Here is an 18000-nt window from a genome sequence, read left to right as displayed (position 1 = left end):
CTAAACTGTGAGAAAAGACTACATGGTTTGTTTTACTAATACTAGTTCTCTTATATTCACCCTCTTGAAAATCACCACACTATTGAAGATAGGGCTTATACCGCAAACACAAAAAAAGGCGATGAATAATCATCGCCTTATTACGGTCTTAACGAGCTTCGTTATAGACTCATCAATGTGTTTAAATGCTAACTTAGTTGATTGGTGATAACAACTTAGGGTTTGTTACTAAGTTACGAACGCCATGTGCATGATCTTCGTTGAATACATTGTCTTCACACCATGTGGCAACAGAATTGATATCCAGTACTGCTACTTCAGGGCGCATGCTCCAGCTAACTTGTAGTGGCGAACCTGCTTCGTTGAACGAAGGGCCAGTGGTAGAGCCTAAGTACTCAACCGGCACACCTGTGTTACTTGGGATATTTGGCGCCTGATGATAACCGTTCACTCGCTCTAGCTCAGCCAACTCGCCAAAATTAAGCGCGTTTTTATCATTTGCCAAAACAAATACCTGACCTTCTACACGTAAACCTGGGTTCATTGTGCTATCGGCTAAACATGCGCCAAGTGTAGGGCCGGGGCTTACTTGAGCTGCTGAGAATACCCAGTGAACTTCAATAGTATCGCCAGACTGAAGTGGATCGCCCTTTGCGGCACATACATTATTACCCACTTTTTTCATTTGCGCTGAACTGAGTTTGCCGTCATATACAAAACCCGTGTTTTTACCTTTACCATCACCATTTCCAGCGTAAGTCGTGAAATTTCCGCCTTTATGTTCAGCGTTTTTATGGAAGTGAATGTTACAAAGGTTCATCTCGCTGCGATTTGGAGCAAAGCCAAACTTACGAAGATTAGTACCGTATTTTTGATCGATGTCGCGCGGAGATTGAGGGCCAAAGCCTTTGCCGTCAGTGTTCTTCTCGAGCGCGGCTCTTTGAGCATCAACAACGCTGTTAGCAACATCTTTTGCTGCTGCGCCAAAAGCAAAAACACCAGCTAAGGTTACCGCAATAAGACTCTTTCGAGCCAAGCCAATCTTTTTCATTAAGTTTTCCTCTTTATAGATACTAAAATCGTGTGTTAACTGCTTTGCGACAGCGCTAATGACTAACTCAAGCGCTGACCGCTGAATTACGCTACGACTACGGATGCTAGTTTTCCCGAAACGAGCAAGTCGCCGTCTAATATTAGTAGAGTTTTACGTAGATGCTTTTTAGATCGATCGAAATAATTTGTGCATTGACACAAATGATCAGTTAAAACTAAAAAACCATATAATTAGCAGGAGATTGGCAGTGAACAAAAAACACATATAGCATTGATTTTAATTGATTTTTTATCCTTCACAAAAGAGCAAAAATAAAATTAGAAGGTAAAATCTTAAAGACAGGCATATAAAAAGCGATGATTAAAAAATCAAGCTATCTAGCGCTACAGCCCCTACTGAGCAATAAATAGACAATGCCACCAATCATGATGACAATGCCAATTTATTAAAAGAGCCTAACAACTCATTTTACGATTCTTTTTTAACTAATTTTGCAGCGCTTAATACCAAATCGGCAGATGGGCGAACGCTATAATCAGGGTTAACATAGCTAAACTGCACTTTGCCTTGCTGGTCTAAGATAAAGATGGCTGGTGCAGGCAGAACCGCTCTTTCACTTGTGTCGGCGGTTAGCTCTACATTCATGCGATCTTTGTAAAGCTTGCGCGTGTCATTAGGCACGTAGAAACCAACGCCAAAACCGCGGATCGCTGCAAGTGAATCATCAGAAATTAAGGTCACTGCGAATTCGGTTTCTAACTTTTGCTCTTGCAAGCGCGACGGAGACTCAGGTGAAATCGCTAGCACTTGGTAACCTTCATCAACTAGATTTTGTTCAATCGACTTTAATTCAGCAAGTTGACGGCTACAATAGGGGCACCAACCACCTCGATAGAAAATAACGACGGTCGGCTTCTGCATGTACAAGGCTTTTAGGCTTACAGGTGAGCCATCGCTTGTTTTAACCGTTACATTTGGCGCTGAACTACCAATGAGGATCGGTGTAACATCTTCTGCTTTGTCTGCGATAACAGTACGGTCTAGTGCAAATGCCGTGCTCACCATCGATGTGCTAATAGCCAGCGCCGCGATTAATAACCATTTTTTCATGTTTGTTCCTTAAGTGTGTTTAACTTTTCGCTTGCCACTTTCTGTAAGCAAGACCGAAAAACTAGTGAAGTGAATTCATTCACAGCACTAGACCATTACTTTGGGAAATAAATTTCAGCCTAGGGAAACTTAACTTGAATATTGCAACGCTTTCCACCATGCATCATCGGCCTCAATTTCGCCGTTGCCATTGATGTGCGGGAAAGCTAATCCTCGGCGCTTGCACTGCTGAAACAATATCGGAAAACCGCCTTCGAATAATATATCTTGGCACTCTTGTTCTGATAAGCTACTTTTGTCATACATGCTAGCTAACTCACGCTGGCGCTGCGCTTCATACATTACTACAGCCGCCGCGACGCTGACGTTCAGCGATTGCACCATACCCACCATCGGCACTATGATCGATTGATCAGCAAGCGCAATCGCTTCGTCGGTAGCCCCTGTTTTCTCTTGCCCCAAAAGGACAGCCGTTGGTTTGGTATAGTCTATATCGCGAAAGTCACAAGCGGTGTCATCAAGATGAGTTACCAGTACTTGCATGTTTTGTTTTTTCAATTCAGCAACCGCCGATTGAATAGTATTGTGCGGCTGTGTCTTTACCCAAATTTGACTACCCATCGCGGTGCCTTTGCGTAAGTTTTCAGATTCATCCCACACGGCGTGAATTTTATGTACGCCTACAGCGTCACAAGTGCGAATAACAGCAGATACATTATGTGGCTTGGTTACCTCTTCCAAACAAACGCTTAAGTCTGGCTGGCGAGTTTTTAGCATTTGACGAATGCGCTTGTAGCGCTCCGGTGACATGCTTTGATTCATGGATTGTTCTCTTGCAAGTAGATATCTAATGTCTGAAGCTACAACGAGTAAGTAAGCTTTGTGCTTCCAAATAGCAAAGCAGGCTTATTCAGGCAATACCATCACGCCATCAATTTCAATTTGTGCGTCTTTTGGTAGTTGTGATACACCAATGGCTGCACGAGCAGGATAAGGCTCGCTAAAATATTGTGCCATGATCTCGTTCACTTTAGCGAAATGCCCGAGGTCGGTTAGAAAGATATTTACTTTCACCAAGTTTGAGGTATCGCCACCAGCCGCTTCACAAACCGATTTAAGGTTTTCAAAAACTTGAACAGCTTGCTCAGAAAAATCGTCCGATACCATTTGCATCGTACTTGGCACCAAGGGAATTTGGCCCGACAAATACACCGTAGAGCCTGCTTTCACAGCTTGGCTATAAGTACCAATCGCCGCCGGCGCATTATCAGTTTGAATGATTGATTTTGACATTTATTTTCCTTTTTCAAGCACTGAAGCGCTTTATTGTGGTTTATATTGACTGTGGCGAGACACTCGCTGTAACTCGGGCATCGCTCTAATTTTTCGCATTACCTTCGCTAAATGGATACGGTTTTTAGTGGTAAGCTCGATGTCTATCACATAAATGTTGTTTTCACGCTCTTCAGTTTGCAAATTCACTATACTGGACTCACTGCCGGCAATGGTACTTGTTAACGCGGCCAAAGTGCCTTGATGATTAAACAACTCTAAACGTAGTGCGGCTTTAAAATCACCTTGAGGATCTTCATCCCATTCCATCGGTAATACACGTTGTGGTTCTTCTTTGCTGAGTTTGCGTATGTTGTTGCAGCCTGTTTGGTGGATTACGATACCGCGTCCTGGCGACAAAATCGCAACAACTTCATCGTCTGGAATTGGGTGACAACAGCGTGAGAAATGCACTAATAAACCTTCAGTGCCACGAATAGCAACGTTGGCCTTTTTCTGCGTGATTTCGGCATTTTCGCCTACAAGCCGACGTGCAACAATAGCACTTAATTCATTACCCATACCAATGTTCGCTAACAAGTCGTCGAAGCTTTCATGCTTTGTTTCTTTTACGACTCTGTCGATTTCTTCTTGTTCTATTTCATCTAACTTAGTCGTACCAAGAGCGTGGCGCAAAAGACGATTACCCATGTTAATGGCATCTTCAGACTGCTGTTGCTTAAGAAAGTGGCGTATATTCGAACGTGCCCGAGCACTCACTACAAAGTTAAGCCAATTAGCATTCGGTTTAGCACGAGGGGAAGTAATAATCTCGACGCTTTGACCATTCTCGAGGGGTCTACTTAAAGAATAATTACGACGCTCTACTCGTGCTCCTACACAGGTATTGCCCACATCAGAATGCACAGCATAAGCAAAATCGACGGCTGTTGACCCCATCGGCAGCTCAACAATAGTGCCCTTTGGTGTGAATACGTAAATTTCTTCCGGGAATAAATCTGACTTAACGCTTTCAATAAATTCAACCGATGTACTAGAACGTTGCTGAAGTTCAACCAATGATTGCATCCACTGGTTTGCGCGCAATTGAGCAGTGGTTCCTTTATCATTTGTCTCTTTGTATAGCCAATGTGCCGCGACACCTTTGTCGGCCATGTGGTCCATTTCTTCGGTACGTATTTGCACTTCAACCGGAATACCATGCAGCCCTTTCAGCGAGGTATGCAAGGATTGGTAACCATTCGTACGAGGAATAGCAATGTAATCTTTGAAGCGATTTTCGATGGGCTTATAAAGGCCGTGCATCGCCCCCAATACGCGATAACAATTATCAACTGAATCTACGATAATTCGAAAACCGTATATATCCATGACTTCAGTAAACGACAGTTCTTTGTTCTTCATCTTGCGATAAATTGAGTAAAGATGCTTTTCGCGCCCAATAACTTTAGCGTCAATGTTATAAGACTTGAGACGTTGCTCTAACTCACTTTGTGTTTTTTCGATAATTTTCTTTCGATTGCCGCGTGCCTGATTCACTGCAGAACGAAGGGCTCTGTGCCGCATAGGGTACATCGCTTGGAAGCCTAAATCTTCTAGCTCATTTTTAATATCGTGAATACCCAAGCGGTGAGCCATCGGAGAATAGATCTCGATAGTTTCCAGGGCGATGCGTCTGCGTTTGTCGGGGCGCAGAGAGCCCAATGTTCGCATGTTGTGCGTGCGATCAGCCAGCTTGATAAGTATTACGCGTATATCCTGCACCATCGCCATCAGCATTTTACGAAAGTTTTCGGCCTGAGCTTCCTGCTTACTGCTGAATTGTAACTTATCGAGCTTACTGACACCTTCAACAAGTTCAGCCACGGTCTCGCCGAAGGCTAAACTCAAATCATCTTTACTATAATGTGTATCTTCGATTACGTCGTGAAGCAACGCTGCCATTAGCGTTTCGTGATCAAGATGCATATCGGCCAAGATACCCGCCACAGCAACTGGGTGAGTAATGTAAGGATCGCCACTACTTCGCGTTTGCCCATCATGAGCGTCGCGCGCAAGTACATAAGCAGCTTGAATATACTCAACTTGCTCAACGGGTAAGTATTTACTTACTTTGGCTTTTAAGCCTTCAAAAAGATACACGGATATCTGAGGTCGTAGTCACTGGTAATCATAGTGCTAGAATACGGTTATTTTCTTGCTTTGCAAACGCAAAAACGCCGATTTACATCGGCGTTTTGATATTAATTTATTCTAAGCTGTAAACTGGCTTAATAAACCACCAATTTAGCGCTTCAATCTTAGCTTTCAGAAAGAATGCTAGCGACAGAGGCGAACTCGGCAGCTTCTTGCTCTCGTTGATCGTGAAGGTCAGATTGCTCAACTGTTTCAGCAGTGACCAAGCCTTGTTCAATTTCACGAAGTGCAACAACAGTTGGTTTATCGTTACCCATTTCTACTAGTGGGTCTTTACCTTCTGTAGCAATTTGTCTTGCGCGACGCGCAGCAACCAATACTAAATCGAATCTGTTGCCAATTTGGTCTACGGCGTCTTCAACTGTTACACGTGCCATTTATTGCTCCGAAAAATCTTAATGGGTTTCAAAAAGGTCGCGAAGTATACTGCAATTTATGCTCATTGCATAGTGAAAGCACTTACTTCTCGCTTAATAATTGCTCAAAAAGTGCATTATGTCGAATTTTTTGCACCGCTAGGCGGTTGCGACAACTTTTCACTATACATTCAAAGTTATCTTTGGCTTTCTCTAGGTCGTCATTTACGACAACAAAATCAAACTCATCATAGTGCGACATTTCTGATTTTGCTTCAGCCATTCTGCCGGCAATCACTTCTTCAGAATCTTGACCCCGACCGGTAAGTCGCTCACGAAGTGACTCAATTGAAGGCGGCACAATGAATATGCCAACAACTGAGGCATTCTGCTTTTTAATTTGGCGTGCACCCTGCCAGTCTATATCAAGAAAGATATCAACCCCTTGACCCAGCTTGTCGCTAATGGCCTCTTTGGAGGTACCATAGTAATTCCCGAACACTTCAGCATATTCATAAAACGCATCGGCAGCGATCATGCTTTCAAATTGAGCATGATCGACAAAATGATAATCCACGCCATTAACCTCGCCGGGCCTTGGTTTACGTGTGGTATGCGAAACGGAAAGTTGCATGGGTTGATCTGCCGTTGATTTGGCGAGTATTGACTTGATAAGCGTTGATTTTCCCGCACCAGAGGGGGCAGCAACAATGAACAGGTTACCCAGTGCATAAGCGCTTTGGCCTTGTGCAGTTGTATTTGCATGAACGCTTGATGAAGGCGTGTTTGTTAAGGATGTCATAAAGGCATTATTCTTTTAATTTATCTCAAATACTCACAAGACTTTGTTAGCCTTGTTGCAAAGCTCAATGTTAACATAAGCTCATATAAAGTGCGTTAAATGGAAACCATACTATGAAAGATGCAGATTATCACCAAATGATAGATGACTTATTTATTGCAATAGAAGAAGCTTTAGATGAGTGTGAAGTAGACATTGATTACGAAGGCGCTGGCGGTATCTTAACCATGACGATGCCAAATCAAACAAAAATCATATTAAATAAGCAGCCACCGTTACAGCAGTTATGGGTTGCGACTAAGTTTAACGGGCATCACTTCAACTATGAAGAAGGCAAATGGATCGATGAGCGCACCGGCGCCGAGTTCTTTAGCTTCTTTGATGCTGCGGTAAGCAAACAAGCAGAAAAAGAGCTCACTTTTAATTTACAAGGATAAGTCATGACCGATACCTTACTTGATAGTGTTGTCGTTGAAGCCAAAGGAGAGCACAAAGCCACCATTATATGGTTGCATGGTCTTGGTGATTCTGGCAACGGCTTTGCACCAATAGCGCCAGAGCTTAAACTAGACGATAGTTTAGGGGTGAAATTTGTATTCCCGCATGCACCAATTCGCCCGGTTACGATAAACAACGGCATGGAAATGCGCGCTTGGTACGATATTAAGTCGATGGATATGGAATCTCGCGCCGACTTAGAGGGTGTACTCGAATCATCTAGCCAAGTAGAAGCGCTCATAAAGGCTGAAATAGCAGCTGGTATTCCATCAAACAAAATAATGCTCGTTGGCTTCTCTCAAGGTGGCGTTATTGCTCTGCACTTAGGAACACGCTTTACTCAGCCCTTAGCTGGCATCGTGGCTCTGAGTACCTATATGTGCAATGCGCAAAGTCTTCATAAAGAAAAATCGACCGAAAACCAAAATACTCCCGTTATGTTCGCGCATGGCCAGCAAGACGAAGTCGTGCCCTTGTTTTTGGGTAATTCTGCATATCAAACCATGCTACAAAACGATTATAAAGTAGTGTGGAAAGAGTATGTGATGCAACATAATGTTTGCTTGCCAGAAATCAACGATATTTCAGCGTTTATAAAAGAGCACCTAGGCTAAGGCAACAGTCGCTACTTTTGCATTTACGAACATAAAAGTGAACACTCACACTCAGTATGAATTAGGTATTTAAGTAATGAAGCAAACCCTTCGCACCATCCGAATCGCAACTCGTAAGAGTCAGCTAGCACTTTGGCAGGCAAAATATGTGCAAGCAAAACTGCTTGAGCATCACCCTCACATCAAGGTTGAGCTGTTGCCGATGTCGACTCAAGGCGACCGTATTCTCGACACACCATTGGCTAAAATTGGTGGCAAGGGCTTGTTCATTAAAGAGCTTGAAATAGCGATGCAAAATGGTGACGCTGATATTGCCGTTCACTCAATGAAAGATGTGCCCGTCGCTTTTCCTGAGGGTTTTGGTTTGCATGCCATTTGTGAGCGTGAAAACCCTTATGATGCCTTTGTATCAAACCAATACGCCCAGCTAGACGAGTTGCCCGATGGTGCCATTGTAGGAACGTCGAGCCTGCGTCGTCAGTGCCAAATACGTGCTTACCGACCCGACCTTGTTATCAAAGACCTGCGTGGCAATGTGAACACTCGCCTGGCCAAGCTCGATGAAGGGCAATACGACGCAATTATTCTTGCCTCTGCAGGGCTTATTCGTCTTGGCATGAAAGACCGCATAGCACAAGAAATTACTGTTGATGCCAGCCTACCCGCTGTTGGACAAGGTGCGGTTGGCATTGAATGTCGTAATGACGATGCCGAACTTATCAGCCTGCTCCAAGCACTTAATCACCAAGAAACAGCGTCGAGGGTAATGGCCGAACGTGCAATGAACGCAAAGCTAGAAGGTGGCTGCCAAGTGCCTATCGGCAGCTTTGCTGTGCTTGACGATCAACAACTCTATCTACGCGGCTTGGTCGGAACCGTTGATGGTAAAACGATGTTAAAAGCCTCCGCAAAAGGCCCTGTAGCTGATGCTGTAACAATCGGTGAAGAAGTAGCAGAACAACTACTAGCGCAAGGGGCTAAGCATATTCTTGAAGCACTCAGTGCAGAATAAAAAGTGAGTTTAACGCGATGTTTCTGATCCTTCGCCCCATACCAAAGTTAGCTTTGTCACTCAGAAAATTCCGTGATGCTGGCCTTTTAGCAGAAGGCTGCGGGCTTATTGATATAGAAAAGATAGAAGGTCGACTTGATGCTGGGATAAGTACATTTTTCAATTACTCCGACTTAAGCCAAAACAGCGAAATGAAAGCGCTCGTGCTAGTGACTAGCACTTTCGCAGCAGCGCAAATTATCGCGCTAAGTAACAAAGTTAAGAGAGTCATGTTTGCAAATAGTGATATTATCGCTGTCGGCCCAAGCACCCTCTCAGCCTTACAAGCCGATATGGCCAAAATCAATCAGCAGAACTTTAGTACTGGAAGCTGCATACTCGCGAAACCGGCAAATTCAGAAGGCGTTATTACCGCTATTGCCAGTCTAGCTCATAAGCCTAAACGTGCAATGCTAGTGAAAGGCGAAGGGGGTAGAGGCTTAATTGAAGCGGCTTTGCGAGCCAGCGATATTGAACTTTATACCGCCAATATTTACCGCCGTATTGGAGTGAAAGCCCCGTTATTTCTTGATAGTGCGAGCACAGCCATATCTGCGGCAGATTTTGCGCAAGACCAGATTCAATGTATTATTGCTACAAGCGTTGAAATTGTCGACGCGGCTTATCTTCATTTTGAAGCTCAGTGGTTAAATAGTTGTCGATGGATAGTAGTAAGTCAACGCATTGAGTTACACCTAAATGCCCTTGGGGCGAAACTCGTCACGCTTAGCAATAGCGCTACCGACACTCAGTTAATAGCAGCTGCAAAGCAAGTGGAAGGATTGGAAAATGTCTAACAAGAAGTCGAAGAATAAGAGCAACGAACCGGAAGAAGCAACGAAGCCACCAGCCGGCGTTGACGAAGATGCAAGTGAAAGCACGGCAGTTACCATTTCCCATCAATCAGATGAGCCCGTCTTTGAATCTGCTTACACAGCTAACAGTACGGCACCAATCGACGATAATGCTAACGCGGATGTGATAAATGACAGTAGTGATAGCCCTCACACAAACTCAGACACCCAAACATTACACAGTGAACACACCACCAACATGAATAACACACATAACGAAGAGCACGATGAAAAGAAAACTAAAACCACTGCGCTTTGGTTTTTTGTCCTACTTAACTTGTTACTTATAATTGCTCTGTGTGCGGGTGCCGCTTGGGTCTACTATCAATGGCAGCAAAATACCGGGAGTGAGAGTGATAATCTGATCACCTTAAAAACCGAAGTCAGCAATGCAAACGCAGAGCTGGAAAAGCTCTCGCGTGAACTGAATAACGCGAACGCCACCCTCAAAAATGACATTGCCAATGCAATCGCCTCACAGCAAGGTCAATTAAGTGCCGAATTAACAAATTTGAAAGGCCAAACAGAAAATGTCAGCCAAGAAACTGACATTTTGAAGCGCAAGGTATCTGAGTTATCAGGAAGGCGCCCCGCTGATTGGTTATTGGCTGAAGCTGACTATTTAGTGCGCATGGCTGGTCGAAAGCTATATTTGGAAAAAGATGTCAGCACTGCAATGTTAATGTTACAAGCAGCCGATGCTCGACTAGCCGATCTGGCTGACCCATCATTGTTCCCTGTACGCAAGCTCATTGCTGCGGATATTCAAAGCCTGCATCAGGTGAACCCAGTATCAAGCAACTCGGTTGCCCTAGCGATAAATGGTATGTTGGTGCAAGTCGACCAATTATCTCTTAAAGCACTGGAAATTCCCGAGTTTGAAGAAAATGAAGCAGCCAATCGCTTAAGTGACGACCTTAGCGACTGGCAAGAGAATCTATCAAAGACGTGGGATGCCATCGTCGACGATTTCATACAGGTGGAAACAAGTAACGAGCCAATTTTGCCCTATCTTTCAACCAAGCAACGCTGGTTGATCACAGAGCAACTGAAATTAGCGTTAGCTCAAGCACAAAGCGCTGCATTAAATGAACGTGAAATCCTTTATCAAGCCTCAATTCAGCAAGCTATGGCAATTGTTGTGGAGCATTTCCAACTAGACGATACCAAAGTGAAGCAGTATTTGGAGGCATTACAACAACTTAGTTCAACCACTGTTACTAAAGACTACCCTCGTGAATTGAGTTCAAGCAAAGCGTTGAGCGATATTATCGACGAGAGAGTAAAAGGAGTTTTCGGTAACGACTTGCTCGACGACGCAATAAATAGCCAAGAATCAAATAGCTCACAAAATAACACTGAGGATGATGTGTTATGAAGAAGCTGATTCTCTACATTATCCTCATCTGTTTTTTGCTCGCGGCGATACTCTTCGGCCACCACGCCATTGGTGAGAAAGGGCGCATTTTTATTGCCATGGGTGATTTGCGTATTCAAATGTCGGTGGTAAGTGCCGCGATAGTATTATTATTTTCCTCTATCGTAATTATGATTGTTTGGTGGGGTATCAAGCGCTTTTTCAGAATGATCACAGGATCACGCGATTGGTTCGGCGGTTTATCGCGAAAAAAACAACAAAAGGCCTATTTTCAAGCAATCAATGCATGTGCAATCGGCGACTACGACGCCGCACAAATTGCGATAGGAAAGACCTTTCCTGGCGAGTTTGGCGGCTCTAACTACATTCTTGCTGCCGACATCGACAGAAAAGTCAATCAAGGTAAAAAGGTTGAAAACCTGCTTAGCATCGCCGAAACCTTTCCAGAGTCTGAAGTCTCGGCAAAAGCACAGCATGCTGCGTGGCTCATGCAACAACATCAATTCACTGCTGCCAAAGCAATGCTCGAGAGCATTGACGAAAAAGCAAGAAAGCAGGGCGTGATTGTTCGCTTATGGTTATCGGTGCATGCAGCCTTGGGTGATTGGGAAGAGGTAAAAGCTAAGTTAAGCGTAAGCAAAAAGATACTTGGCGACGACTACGTAAATTGGGCACAACAAGCTGTTCAAGGCGAGTTTTCCGAAATTGCCAGTAAAGAAGGGGCAAATGCCCTTATGCAAAAATGGCAAGATTTGCCTCGCGCAGCAAAGAAAGACGTTGCGAATCAAATTGTTTATATACAGCAACTCATTAATCAAGGTTTATCGAAGGATGCCGAGCCTGTTTTAGTAGAGCTTGCGAAGAAATCTCGTAACCCTGCGTTTTATGCATTATTTAAACAACTTAACCACCCATCACCGCATCAAGCTATGCGTTTAATTGAAAGCTGGATAAAAGCGGATGCAGAAAACGCTAAACTTTATTCGGTATTGGCCCACATGGCATACAACAGCGGTGACCATGAACTTGCAGAAAAGGCCGTTCGCAAAGCACTAGAATTAGCAAGCGATCCGGAAGACGGTAGATTATTAGCAATTCTGCTAGAGAAACAAAACGCATTTGAGCGCGCTAATAATATTTATCGAAGTTTGCTGACCAGCTAATCTTATTTGAATATAGCTGAAGAAAATCTAGCTCCCTACCCTTTAAGAAACCTAACTGACACGTTTGCTTCAGCGTCAGTTAGGTTTAGACAAGTACTAAGCTATGTTAAAAGTCTGTCAGGTATGGGCTGACAAAACCACCATTATTGACATAACGCATTTCTATAGAAAAGGTGCTGTTGAACGGAAACAACGGCGATTCATCAACTGATAAGAACGAGCTTCCTGCACGTGTAGTGTCTACACGAACGAAGGCAGGAGGAAAACCACTCGGCCCAGCTTCAAGATCGTTTGCTTCCAACACTAATACTAATTGTGCATTTGGATCACGGTTAAACTCACCTCTAATTTGAAATGGGATCCCCTCAGCACCCACGAAAGGCACTACTGTTCCGTCACCATCCTGGCCAACAATGTTGCGTATTGTTCGGATTGTTCTGGTTAACTCCAAAGTACGAGTTTCAGGATCTATTCGACCGATAGCTAGGGTTGCCTTTGTGAACTGGGGAACCAAAGAGGCGTCTAAGGTACCCGTCTCGAAGACTCCGCTGATAGGTATGTCGCCATTTGCGATGAGTTCACTCACCGCATCTCTGTCGAATACTTCTGCATAGATGATGTCACTTGCTCCAAAAATCGCACCTGTGCCAATGAACTGGGTTGGTCCAGCATTGCGTTGAACAGTTTCAGTGTTGGTTACAAAGTCGATTCCAGTTTGCGCAAATCTGCCTGTCCAGAATGGATTCGCCGAACTTGAACGTATTTCTGTGCCACTTTCGTCGAAGGTAAAACCCTCTTCAGGAAAGGTATTTTGACCAACAATACCTGCAACAATAGCTGCTGTAGAAATATTCCCGGTTGCAACAGGATCACCATCTAAAGCCTCTATGCTTGCTGTGTATAGCGTTCTTGTTGGCACTGGTACCGCCCAGTCTCCATCCACTATTGATTCATCAAAAGCAAACAGACCACCTGCTGGATCACCAAACACAACCGCTTTACCGCTGTAGGTCATTGCAACCGCGCTTTTTGTGCGACGGTTATCTAGCTGAACAGCGGCACTACCGACCGGGTTACCATTAGCGTCTTTTACCGACCCTCTTACTACACTGTATGCATCGGCGAAGGCTACATCACCTGCTTGCAATTTCGGCAATTCACCCGCATCGTTACTCCCCTCTTGATAGATAAATGCAGACGCAGCCAAATCGTCGCTGTGTAGGCTTCTAGTGCCTAACTCTGCATTTGCATCACCCGTGTCAATGAACGGAAACATCGTTGAACCAGTGCCATCTTCGGATGAAATCTGGTTAATAGTCGCGTGATTTAGGCCGTGAGAATGTCCAAATTCATGTACTGAAACGGCATCAACGTCAGCAAACAAGCCTCCGTCTGTTGGTTCAAGCTCCCATCTTACCGTCGTGCTGAACTGCACATCATTATCTAAGATGGTCCCAGCAGCGTAATCTCCGGCAGGAAACTCAATGTCGCCATCATCGTCAATGTCGGTACAAACATTAATCCCAGCTTCTACTGGGTCAAATACATCGGAATCTCCGTCGCCGTCGAGATCGTCACCTGCAACGAAAGTGGCATCAGCTTGCAATGTTGTTGACGGTGAGCTTGCTAGCGAATCAAAACCCTCTGGCGTGATAAAGGTAACCTCGTTAATGAAGTCTCCCCCAACGCGAGGCCTATCACCTAAATCAGTAAGTTGCGTAACATTCATATTGATGTAAGAAGACGGGTTCGCATTCCAGCGGTCAAGACCTTGCTGTACCACAGCAGCGAGTTGCTCTGGAAGTATTTCTTCAGGCTGTCCTGGGTTGGCACTTTGCGCGGTGTTGAAGGTGTATTCAACATTGGCACAACGTGCATCCCAAAAAATCCCCACGATGGGGCGAACAATAAACTCAAAATTTGGGTCAATAGACGGAACTACCGTCGTTTCGCCTGTTCCAGCTGAAATAATATCGAGCTGACGCCCAGTTTGCTGTTGTGCAATTGCCACACTGCTTGCTAGTAAAGCAGCAGTACATAAAATTAACTTTTTCATATTTAAACTACCCCTCTACTGTGAAATTTTAGAATTGGAATCGGTATTGCGACGCTCATTAATCAAACTAATGGCATCATCGATTGATACATTCGCCCCCATGCTTTCTGGCAAGCTTACAACCGCATTTGCGACTGGGAAGACACCTTGCGATACGCCTACGATGTTAAAATGCCCAGAATTCCCATGTTCACTGAGTAAAAGCATAGATTGAGCGTTCTTAAAGAAGCGTGGCGCACCAGCAACAACCTCTGTCATTTGTATTTTTGAGTTAGAACGCATGCCACCGGCGGTTCTTACGGTGATCGTTTTGTCGGTGTCACCAAAAGCGGTGTCCATAACTTTGAATGTTGTTAGTGTGACCATGCCGCCTTGTTCTTGTGTGTATGTCACATCCATTGCCTCGGCAACAACACAAGCAGAAGCGGCTTTCACCATGTCCTCAAAGTCCATCTTCGCGAGCGTTGTTGCCGACGAATACGTGCTAAGCGATAACACCGCAAATGCGAAAAGTATGCTACTCCATTTCATTTTCATAGTTAAACCCCTGTTTTTTATGATTTATTTTTCAAATACCTGCGCTATTAATAATGCAATTTAGATCAATGCCAAAAGACAAAAACAAAATAACCTCATTATTAATAGGTATGAAAAATAACACAAAGGTATGCAGTAAACTGTGAGATTAAAAAAATGTAATGTACGCTTACTTGGTTTTTTTCTCAGGTGAGTGGTTGTCTGGCGCAGAACCTGCCAACGGCGCAATCTTACCAAAGCCCTTTAGCTTCGTTTTTGGGTTTAACATGGTTATGCGGGTTAGCAGTAAATTATTCGGATACAAAATCGTTTCGTCTTCGTCGGTAAGTAACTTTATATTAAATAGATTCACCTCGACTATTTGTCCTTCAACGAAATTATCGGCTTCAAAAATACGGATAAAATTGCCACGCGAGTATGTCGGTTGAAACAGCAGCACGAAATACGCGGTTAAGTTACTTAATAGCGACCAGTTGGCGAAAAGTGCCACCCCAGTGATCGTGATTAAAGACGTGGAAATTAACAGCAAGCCAGAAAAGTCGAAACCCCAAACTATGCAGAGCGCCGCCAGTGTAAGCGTGCCAAGCACAAGTCTTGCTATACCGAAGGCTCGTTTTGCACTCTCTTCATTCAAACGACTGCTTTTAATACCCTTTTGGATCTTAGGTAAGGTCCAATTAATTATCACGAAGTGAAGCACAAGCACCGCGAACGACCAAAGTAGGTTTGGGTAGTAAAGTAAAAGCCAACTGGTTAATGACGCTACTAAAGGAAGAGAATCCATATTACATATACTCGGTAAACAATTGCTGAAATAGGTACCTTAACTCAGAAAGGCACTGTTAATGAACGTGCTGATAAAATTCAGAAGCTAAATAATGGCGCTATTTTCTCAGCTTAGCTAGACAATTAATGCATATTCACAAAATAAAACTATCTTCAATGAGGAAATAGGAGTATATACTCGGAAAAATTCGTTGGAAAAGTAAAATCCAAAGCGCCTATGTTATGTTGCTCATTTTACACGTTACCTTAGTAGCATCATTACTTAATTAATTGCCGATACCATTGCTCAAGAAGCAAGGAAATATTATGAAAATTGCAGTCTTATCTCGTAACCCAAAACTTTACTCTACCCGCAGACTAATAGAAGCCGGTGAGCAGCGTGGGCATGAAATGCATGTAATCGACACCATGCATTGTTACATGGATGTCACCAGCAGCCGACCTTCAGTTCGATACAAAGGTAAGGCCCTGCCCAAATTTGACGCCGTTATTCCAAGAATTGGGGCGTCGGTGACTTTTTACGGTACTTCCGTGGTTAGACAGTTTGAAATGATGGGCACCTATTCGATTAATGAATCGGTAGCCATTAGTCGGTCTCGTGACAAGTTGCGCTCTCTGCAATTGCTGTCGCGAAAAGGCATTGGTATGCCAAGAACAGGTTTTGCGAACCACCCTGATCGCATCGATGATCTAATAAAGAATGTTGGCGGTGCGCCGGTTGTTATCAAATTGCTTGAAGGCACACAAGGCATTGGCGTGGTATTAGCGGAAACGGCAAAAGCCGCCGAATCTATCATCGAGGCTTTCATGGGGCTAAAGGCCAGTATTTTGGTGCAAGAGTACATAGAAGAAGCCGGCGGCGCAGACATTAGATGCTTGGTTGTTGGTGGCAAAGTTATTGCTGCGATGAAGCGTCAGGGCGCGCCCGGTGAATTCCGCTCCAATCTACATAGAGGTGGCTCGGCGAGTTTAGTTCGACTATCTCCGGCAGAACGAAAAACGGCGGTCGATGCAGCGAAAACGATGGGTATGAACATGGCGGGCGTTGATATTCTCCGCTCCAAAAATGGCCCCATGGTAATGGAAGTTAACTCGAGTCCTGGCCTAGAAGGAATTGAAAAGGCAACTGAGAAAGACGTTGCCGGTATGATCATCGATTTTATAGCAAAAACAGCAACGCCGAACAAAACGAAAACGAAAGGAAAGGGCTAAATGAAGCGCGAAGATATTGTCATTGGTGGGGTGCGAATTAAAGCTGGCGAACAAAAACGTCTGCAATTAGAAATGCCGCCGCTGTATACCGACACAAGTATGGGTATTCCTGTGTTTGTACAGCATGGTAAACGACCCGGTCCTACCTTATTCGTGAGTGCCGCCATTCATGGTGATGAGCTAAATGGTATTGAAATAGTGAGCCGTTTGATCAAAACACGCGGTATCAAGAACCTTCGTGGCACTCTCATCGCCATTCCTATGGTAAATGTTTATGGTGTATTAAATCAAAGTCGCTACCTACCCGATCGGCGTGACCTAAACCGTTGCTTTCCAGGAAGCAAAAAAGGGTCATTAGCAGGTAGGATCGCACGTTTGTTTTTAGATGAAATAGTGAGTAAGTGTGATTACGGAATCGATTTACACACAGGCGCAATTCATCGCTCAAATTTACCTCAAATACGAGCGAACTTGGATGATGAAAAAACCTTAGAAATGGCTGAGGCTTTTGGCGTGCCTGTGCTGTTAAATGCCGATATTCGAGATGGTTCACTGCGTCAGGCTGCGGCCGATGAAGGCGCACGAGTACTACTCTACGAAGCGGGCCAAGCCCTTCGTTATGATGAGTTTTCAATAAGAGCGGGGGTAAAAGGGATCATCAAGGTGATGCGTCAGATTGGTATGCTGAATAAAATCAAGGCGCGTGGGCACAGCATTAATCCATTTGTTGCGCGCCAAAGTGGTTGGGTACGCGCAAATGAAAGTGGTTTCGTTGTTCATAAGGCTCAATTGGGTGATCATGTTGAAAAGGGCGATGTACTAGCAATCATTTCTAACCCTTTTGGTGAGCAGCTCGGCACAATATTCTCTCCAAGCACAGGGGTGGTGATTGGCAAGCAAAATATTCCCCTCGCCCAAGAAGGTGAGGCAATTTATCATATTGCTTATTTTAATGATCCAGACCAAGTTGCCGAGCATGTTGAATTGCTGCAAGACAACTTAGTTGTGCCAGAATCAATCGCAGATATGACCTAACTTGA

At 44.2% G+C, this 18000-nt stretch carries 18 protein-coding genes; 8 read left to right on the top strand and 10 right to left on the bottom strand.

What is annotated here, in order from left to right; all coding sequences use genetic code 11:
• Positions 1-193 precede the first annotated feature (193 nt).
• From ISG33_RS08980 to gmk, 7 genes are all read right to left on the bottom strand, one after another.
• Positions 194-1051 (bottom strand): delta-class carbonic anhydrase, encoded by an 858-nt coding sequence (locus tag ISG33_RS08980; RefSeq protein WP_195733269.1) that lies wholly within the window; start codon positions 1049-1051, stop codon positions 194-196.
• Between the two features lie 471 nt (positions 1052-1522).
• Positions 1523-2164, bottom strand: coding sequence for a peroxiredoxin-like family protein (locus tag ISG33_RS08975; protein ID WP_195733268.1), 642 nt, complete (start codon positions 2162-2164; stop codon positions 1523-1525).
• A 129-nt stretch (positions 2165-2293) separates the two neighbouring features.
• The gene (trmH, locus tag ISG33_RS08970; RefSeq protein ID WP_195733753.1) at positions 2294-2974 is read right to left on the bottom strand and encodes a tRNA (guanosine(18)-2'-O)-methyltransferase TrmH; all 681 of its coding nucleotides are present in this window, start codon (positions 2972-2974) and stop codon (positions 2294-2296) included.
• A gap of 96 nt (positions 2975-3070) precedes the next feature.
• Complete coding sequence (locus ISG33_RS08965; RefSeq protein ID WP_195733267.1) at positions 3071-3457, bottom strand: RidA family protein; 387 nt, start codon at positions 3455-3457, stop codon at positions 3071-3073.
• Positions 3458-3487: 30 nt separating this feature from the next.
• Positions 3488-5599 (bottom strand): bifunctional GTP diphosphokinase/guanosine-3',5'-bis pyrophosphate 3'-pyrophosphohydrolase, encoded by a 2112-nt coding sequence (spoT, locus tag ISG33_RS08960; protein WP_195733266.1) that lies wholly within the window; start codon positions 5597-5599, stop codon positions 3488-3490.
• A gap of 158 nt (positions 5600-5757) precedes the next feature.
• Positions 5758-6030: a DNA-directed RNA polymerase subunit omega gene (rpoZ, locus tag ISG33_RS08955; RefSeq protein WP_195733265.1), complete on the bottom strand. Its 273-nt coding sequence runs from the start codon at positions 6028-6030 to the stop codon at positions 5758-5760.
• Between the two features lie 82 nt (positions 6031-6112).
• Positions 6113-6811 carry a guanylate kinase gene (gene gmk, locus ISG33_RS08950; RefSeq protein WP_195733264.1) on the bottom strand — a complete coding sequence of 233 codons (699 nt, stop codon included), beginning with the start codon at positions 6809-6811 and terminating at the stop codon, positions 6113-6115.
• A gap of 113 nt (positions 6812-6924) precedes the next feature.
• Between gmk and cyaY the strand changes: the two genes are divergently transcribed.
• The 6 genes from cyaY (at position 6925) to ISG33_RS08920 (ending at position 12369) form a co-directional block, all read left to right on the top strand.
• Positions 6925-7248 (top strand): iron donor protein CyaY, encoded by a 324-nt coding sequence (gene cyaY / locus ISG33_RS08945; protein ID WP_195733263.1) that lies wholly within the window; start codon positions 6925-6927, stop codon positions 7246-7248.
• 3 nt (positions 7249-7251) lie between these two features.
• Positions 7252-7923, top strand: coding sequence for an alpha/beta hydrolase (locus tag ISG33_RS08940; protein WP_195733262.1), 672 nt, complete (start codon positions 7252-7254; stop codon positions 7921-7923).
• Between the two features lie 76 nt (positions 7924-7999).
• Complete coding sequence (hemC, locus tag ISG33_RS08935; RefSeq protein WP_195733261.1) at positions 8000-8935, top strand: hydroxymethylbilane synthase; 936 nt, start codon at positions 8000-8002, stop codon at positions 8933-8935.
• A gap of 53 nt (positions 8936-8988) precedes the next feature.
• On the top strand, positions 8989-9771 hold the full coding sequence (locus tag ISG33_RS08930; RefSeq protein ID WP_195733260.1) for a uroporphyrinogen-III synthase: 783 nt from the start codon (positions 8989-8991) through the stop codon (positions 9769-9771).
• Positions 9764-11206, top strand: coding sequence for a uroporphyrinogen-III C-methyltransferase (locus ISG33_RS08925; RefSeq protein WP_195733259.1), 1443 nt, complete (start codon positions 9764-9766; stop codon positions 11204-11206). Before ISG33_RS08930 ends, ISG33_RS08925 begins: the two co-directional genes overlap by 8 nt.
• On the top strand, positions 11203-12369 hold the full coding sequence (locus tag ISG33_RS08920; RefSeq protein ID WP_195733258.1) for a heme biosynthesis HemY N-terminal domain-containing protein: 1167 nt from the start codon (positions 11203-11205) through the stop codon (positions 12367-12369). Before ISG33_RS08925 ends, ISG33_RS08920 begins: the two co-directional genes overlap by 4 nt.
• A 106-nt stretch (positions 12370-12475) precedes the next feature.
• On the opposite strand, the gene ISG33_RS08915 is transcribed toward ISG33_RS08920, so the two are convergent.
• The 3 genes from ISG33_RS08915 to ISG33_RS08905 form a co-directional block, all read right to left on the bottom strand.
• Complete coding sequence (locus ISG33_RS08915) at positions 12476-14425, bottom strand: matrixin family metalloprotease (protein ID WP_195733257.1); 1950 nt, start codon at positions 14423-14425, stop codon at positions 12476-12478.
• A 15-nt stretch (positions 14426-14440) separates the two neighbouring features.
• Positions 14441-14962 carry a hypothetical protein gene (locus ISG33_RS08910; RefSeq protein ID WP_195733256.1) on the bottom strand — a complete coding sequence of 174 codons (522 nt, stop codon included), beginning with the start codon at positions 14960-14962 and terminating at the stop codon, positions 14441-14443.
• A 169-nt stretch (positions 14963-15131) separates the two neighbouring features.
• On the bottom strand, positions 15132-15746 hold the full coding sequence (locus ISG33_RS08905) for a mechanosensitive ion channel family protein (RefSeq protein ID WP_195733255.1): 615 nt from the start codon (positions 15744-15746) through the stop codon (positions 15132-15134).
• A gap of 308 nt (positions 15747-16054) precedes the next feature.
• On the opposite strand from ISG33_RS08905, the gene rimK reads away from it, so the two are divergent.
• Positions 16055-16960: a 30S ribosomal protein S6--L-glutamate ligase gene (rimK, locus tag ISG33_RS08900; RefSeq protein WP_195733254.1), complete on the top strand. Its 906-nt coding sequence runs from the start codon at positions 16055-16057 to the stop codon at positions 16958-16960.
• A complete protein-coding gene (locus ISG33_RS08895; RefSeq protein WP_195733253.1) occupies positions 16961-17995 on the top strand; it encodes a succinylglutamate desuccinylase/aspartoacylase family protein in 1035 nt (344 codons plus the stop codon). It abuts the gene before it with no gap.
• The last annotated feature ends 5 nt before the right edge of the window (positions 17996-18000 follow it).

This window comes from Marinibium conchae (genome assembly GCF_015595035.1).
In the GTDB taxonomy this organism is placed as follows: Bacteria; Pseudomonadota; Gammaproteobacteria; order Enterobacterales; family Alteromonadaceae; genus Glaciecola.
The sequence above is the reverse complement of the archived record's forward strand: the minus strand, read 5'-3'. Positions and strand labels throughout refer to the sequence as shown.

Excerpts from the sequence above, each read along its gene's own strand:
- ISG33_RS08980 (WP_195733269.1), bottom strand. The coding sequence starts at position 1,051 with ATGAAAAAGATTGGCTTGGCTCGAAAGAGTCTTATTGCGGTAACCTTA.
- ISG33_RS08975 (WP_195733268.1), bottom strand. The coding sequence starts at position 2,164 with ATGAAAAAATGGTTATTAATCGCGGCGCTGGCTATTAGCACATCGATG.
- trmH (WP_195733753.1), bottom strand. The coding sequence starts at position 2,974 with ATGTCACCGGAGCGCTACAAGCGCATTCGTCAAATGCTAAAAACTCGC.
- ISG33_RS08965 (WP_195733267.1), bottom strand. The coding sequence starts at position 3,457 with ATGTCAAAATCAATCATTCAAACTGATAATGCGCCGGCGGCGATTGGT.
- rpoZ (WP_195733265.1), bottom strand. The coding sequence starts at position 6,030 with ATGGCACGTGTAACAGTTGAAGACGCCGTAGACCAAATTGGCAACAGA.
- gmk (WP_195733264.1), bottom strand. The coding sequence starts at position 6,811 with ATGACATCCTTAACAAACACGCCTTCATCAAGCGTTCATGCAAATACA.
- cyaY (WP_195733263.1), top strand. The coding sequence starts at position 6,925 with ATGAAAGATGCAGATTATCACCAAATGATAGATGACTTATTTATTGCA.
- ISG33_RS08940 (WP_195733262.1), top strand. The coding sequence starts at position 7,252 with ATGACCGATACCTTACTTGATAGTGTTGTCGTTGAAGCCAAAGGAGAG.
- hemC (WP_195733261.1), top strand. The coding sequence starts at position 8,000 with ATGAAGCAAACCCTTCGCACCATCCGAATCGCAACTCGTAAGAGTCAG.
- ISG33_RS08925 (WP_195733259.1), top strand. The coding sequence starts at position 9,764 with ATGTCTAACAAGAAGTCGAAGAATAAGAGCAACGAACCGGAAGAAGCA.
- ISG33_RS08920 (WP_195733258.1), top strand. The coding sequence starts at position 11,203 with ATGAAGAAGCTGATTCTCTACATTATCCTCATCTGTTTTTTGCTCGCG.
- ISG33_RS08915 (WP_195733257.1), bottom strand. The coding sequence starts at position 14,425 with ATGAAAAAGTTAATTTTATGTACTGCTGCTTTACTAGCAAGCAGTGTG.
- ISG33_RS08910 (WP_195733256.1), bottom strand. The coding sequence starts at position 14,962 with ATGAAAATGAAATGGAGTAGCATACTTTTCGCATTTGCGGTGTTATCG.
- ISG33_RS08905 (WP_195733255.1), bottom strand. The coding sequence starts at position 15,746 with ATGGATTCTCTTCCTTTAGTAGCGTCATTAACCAGTTGGCTTTTACTT.
- rimK (WP_195733254.1), top strand. The coding sequence starts at position 16,055 with ATGAAAATTGCAGTCTTATCTCGTAACCCAAAACTTTACTCTACCCGC.
- ISG33_RS08895 (WP_195733253.1), top strand. The coding sequence starts at position 16,961 with ATGAAGCGCGAAGATATTGTCATTGGTGGGGTGCGAATTAAAGCTGGC.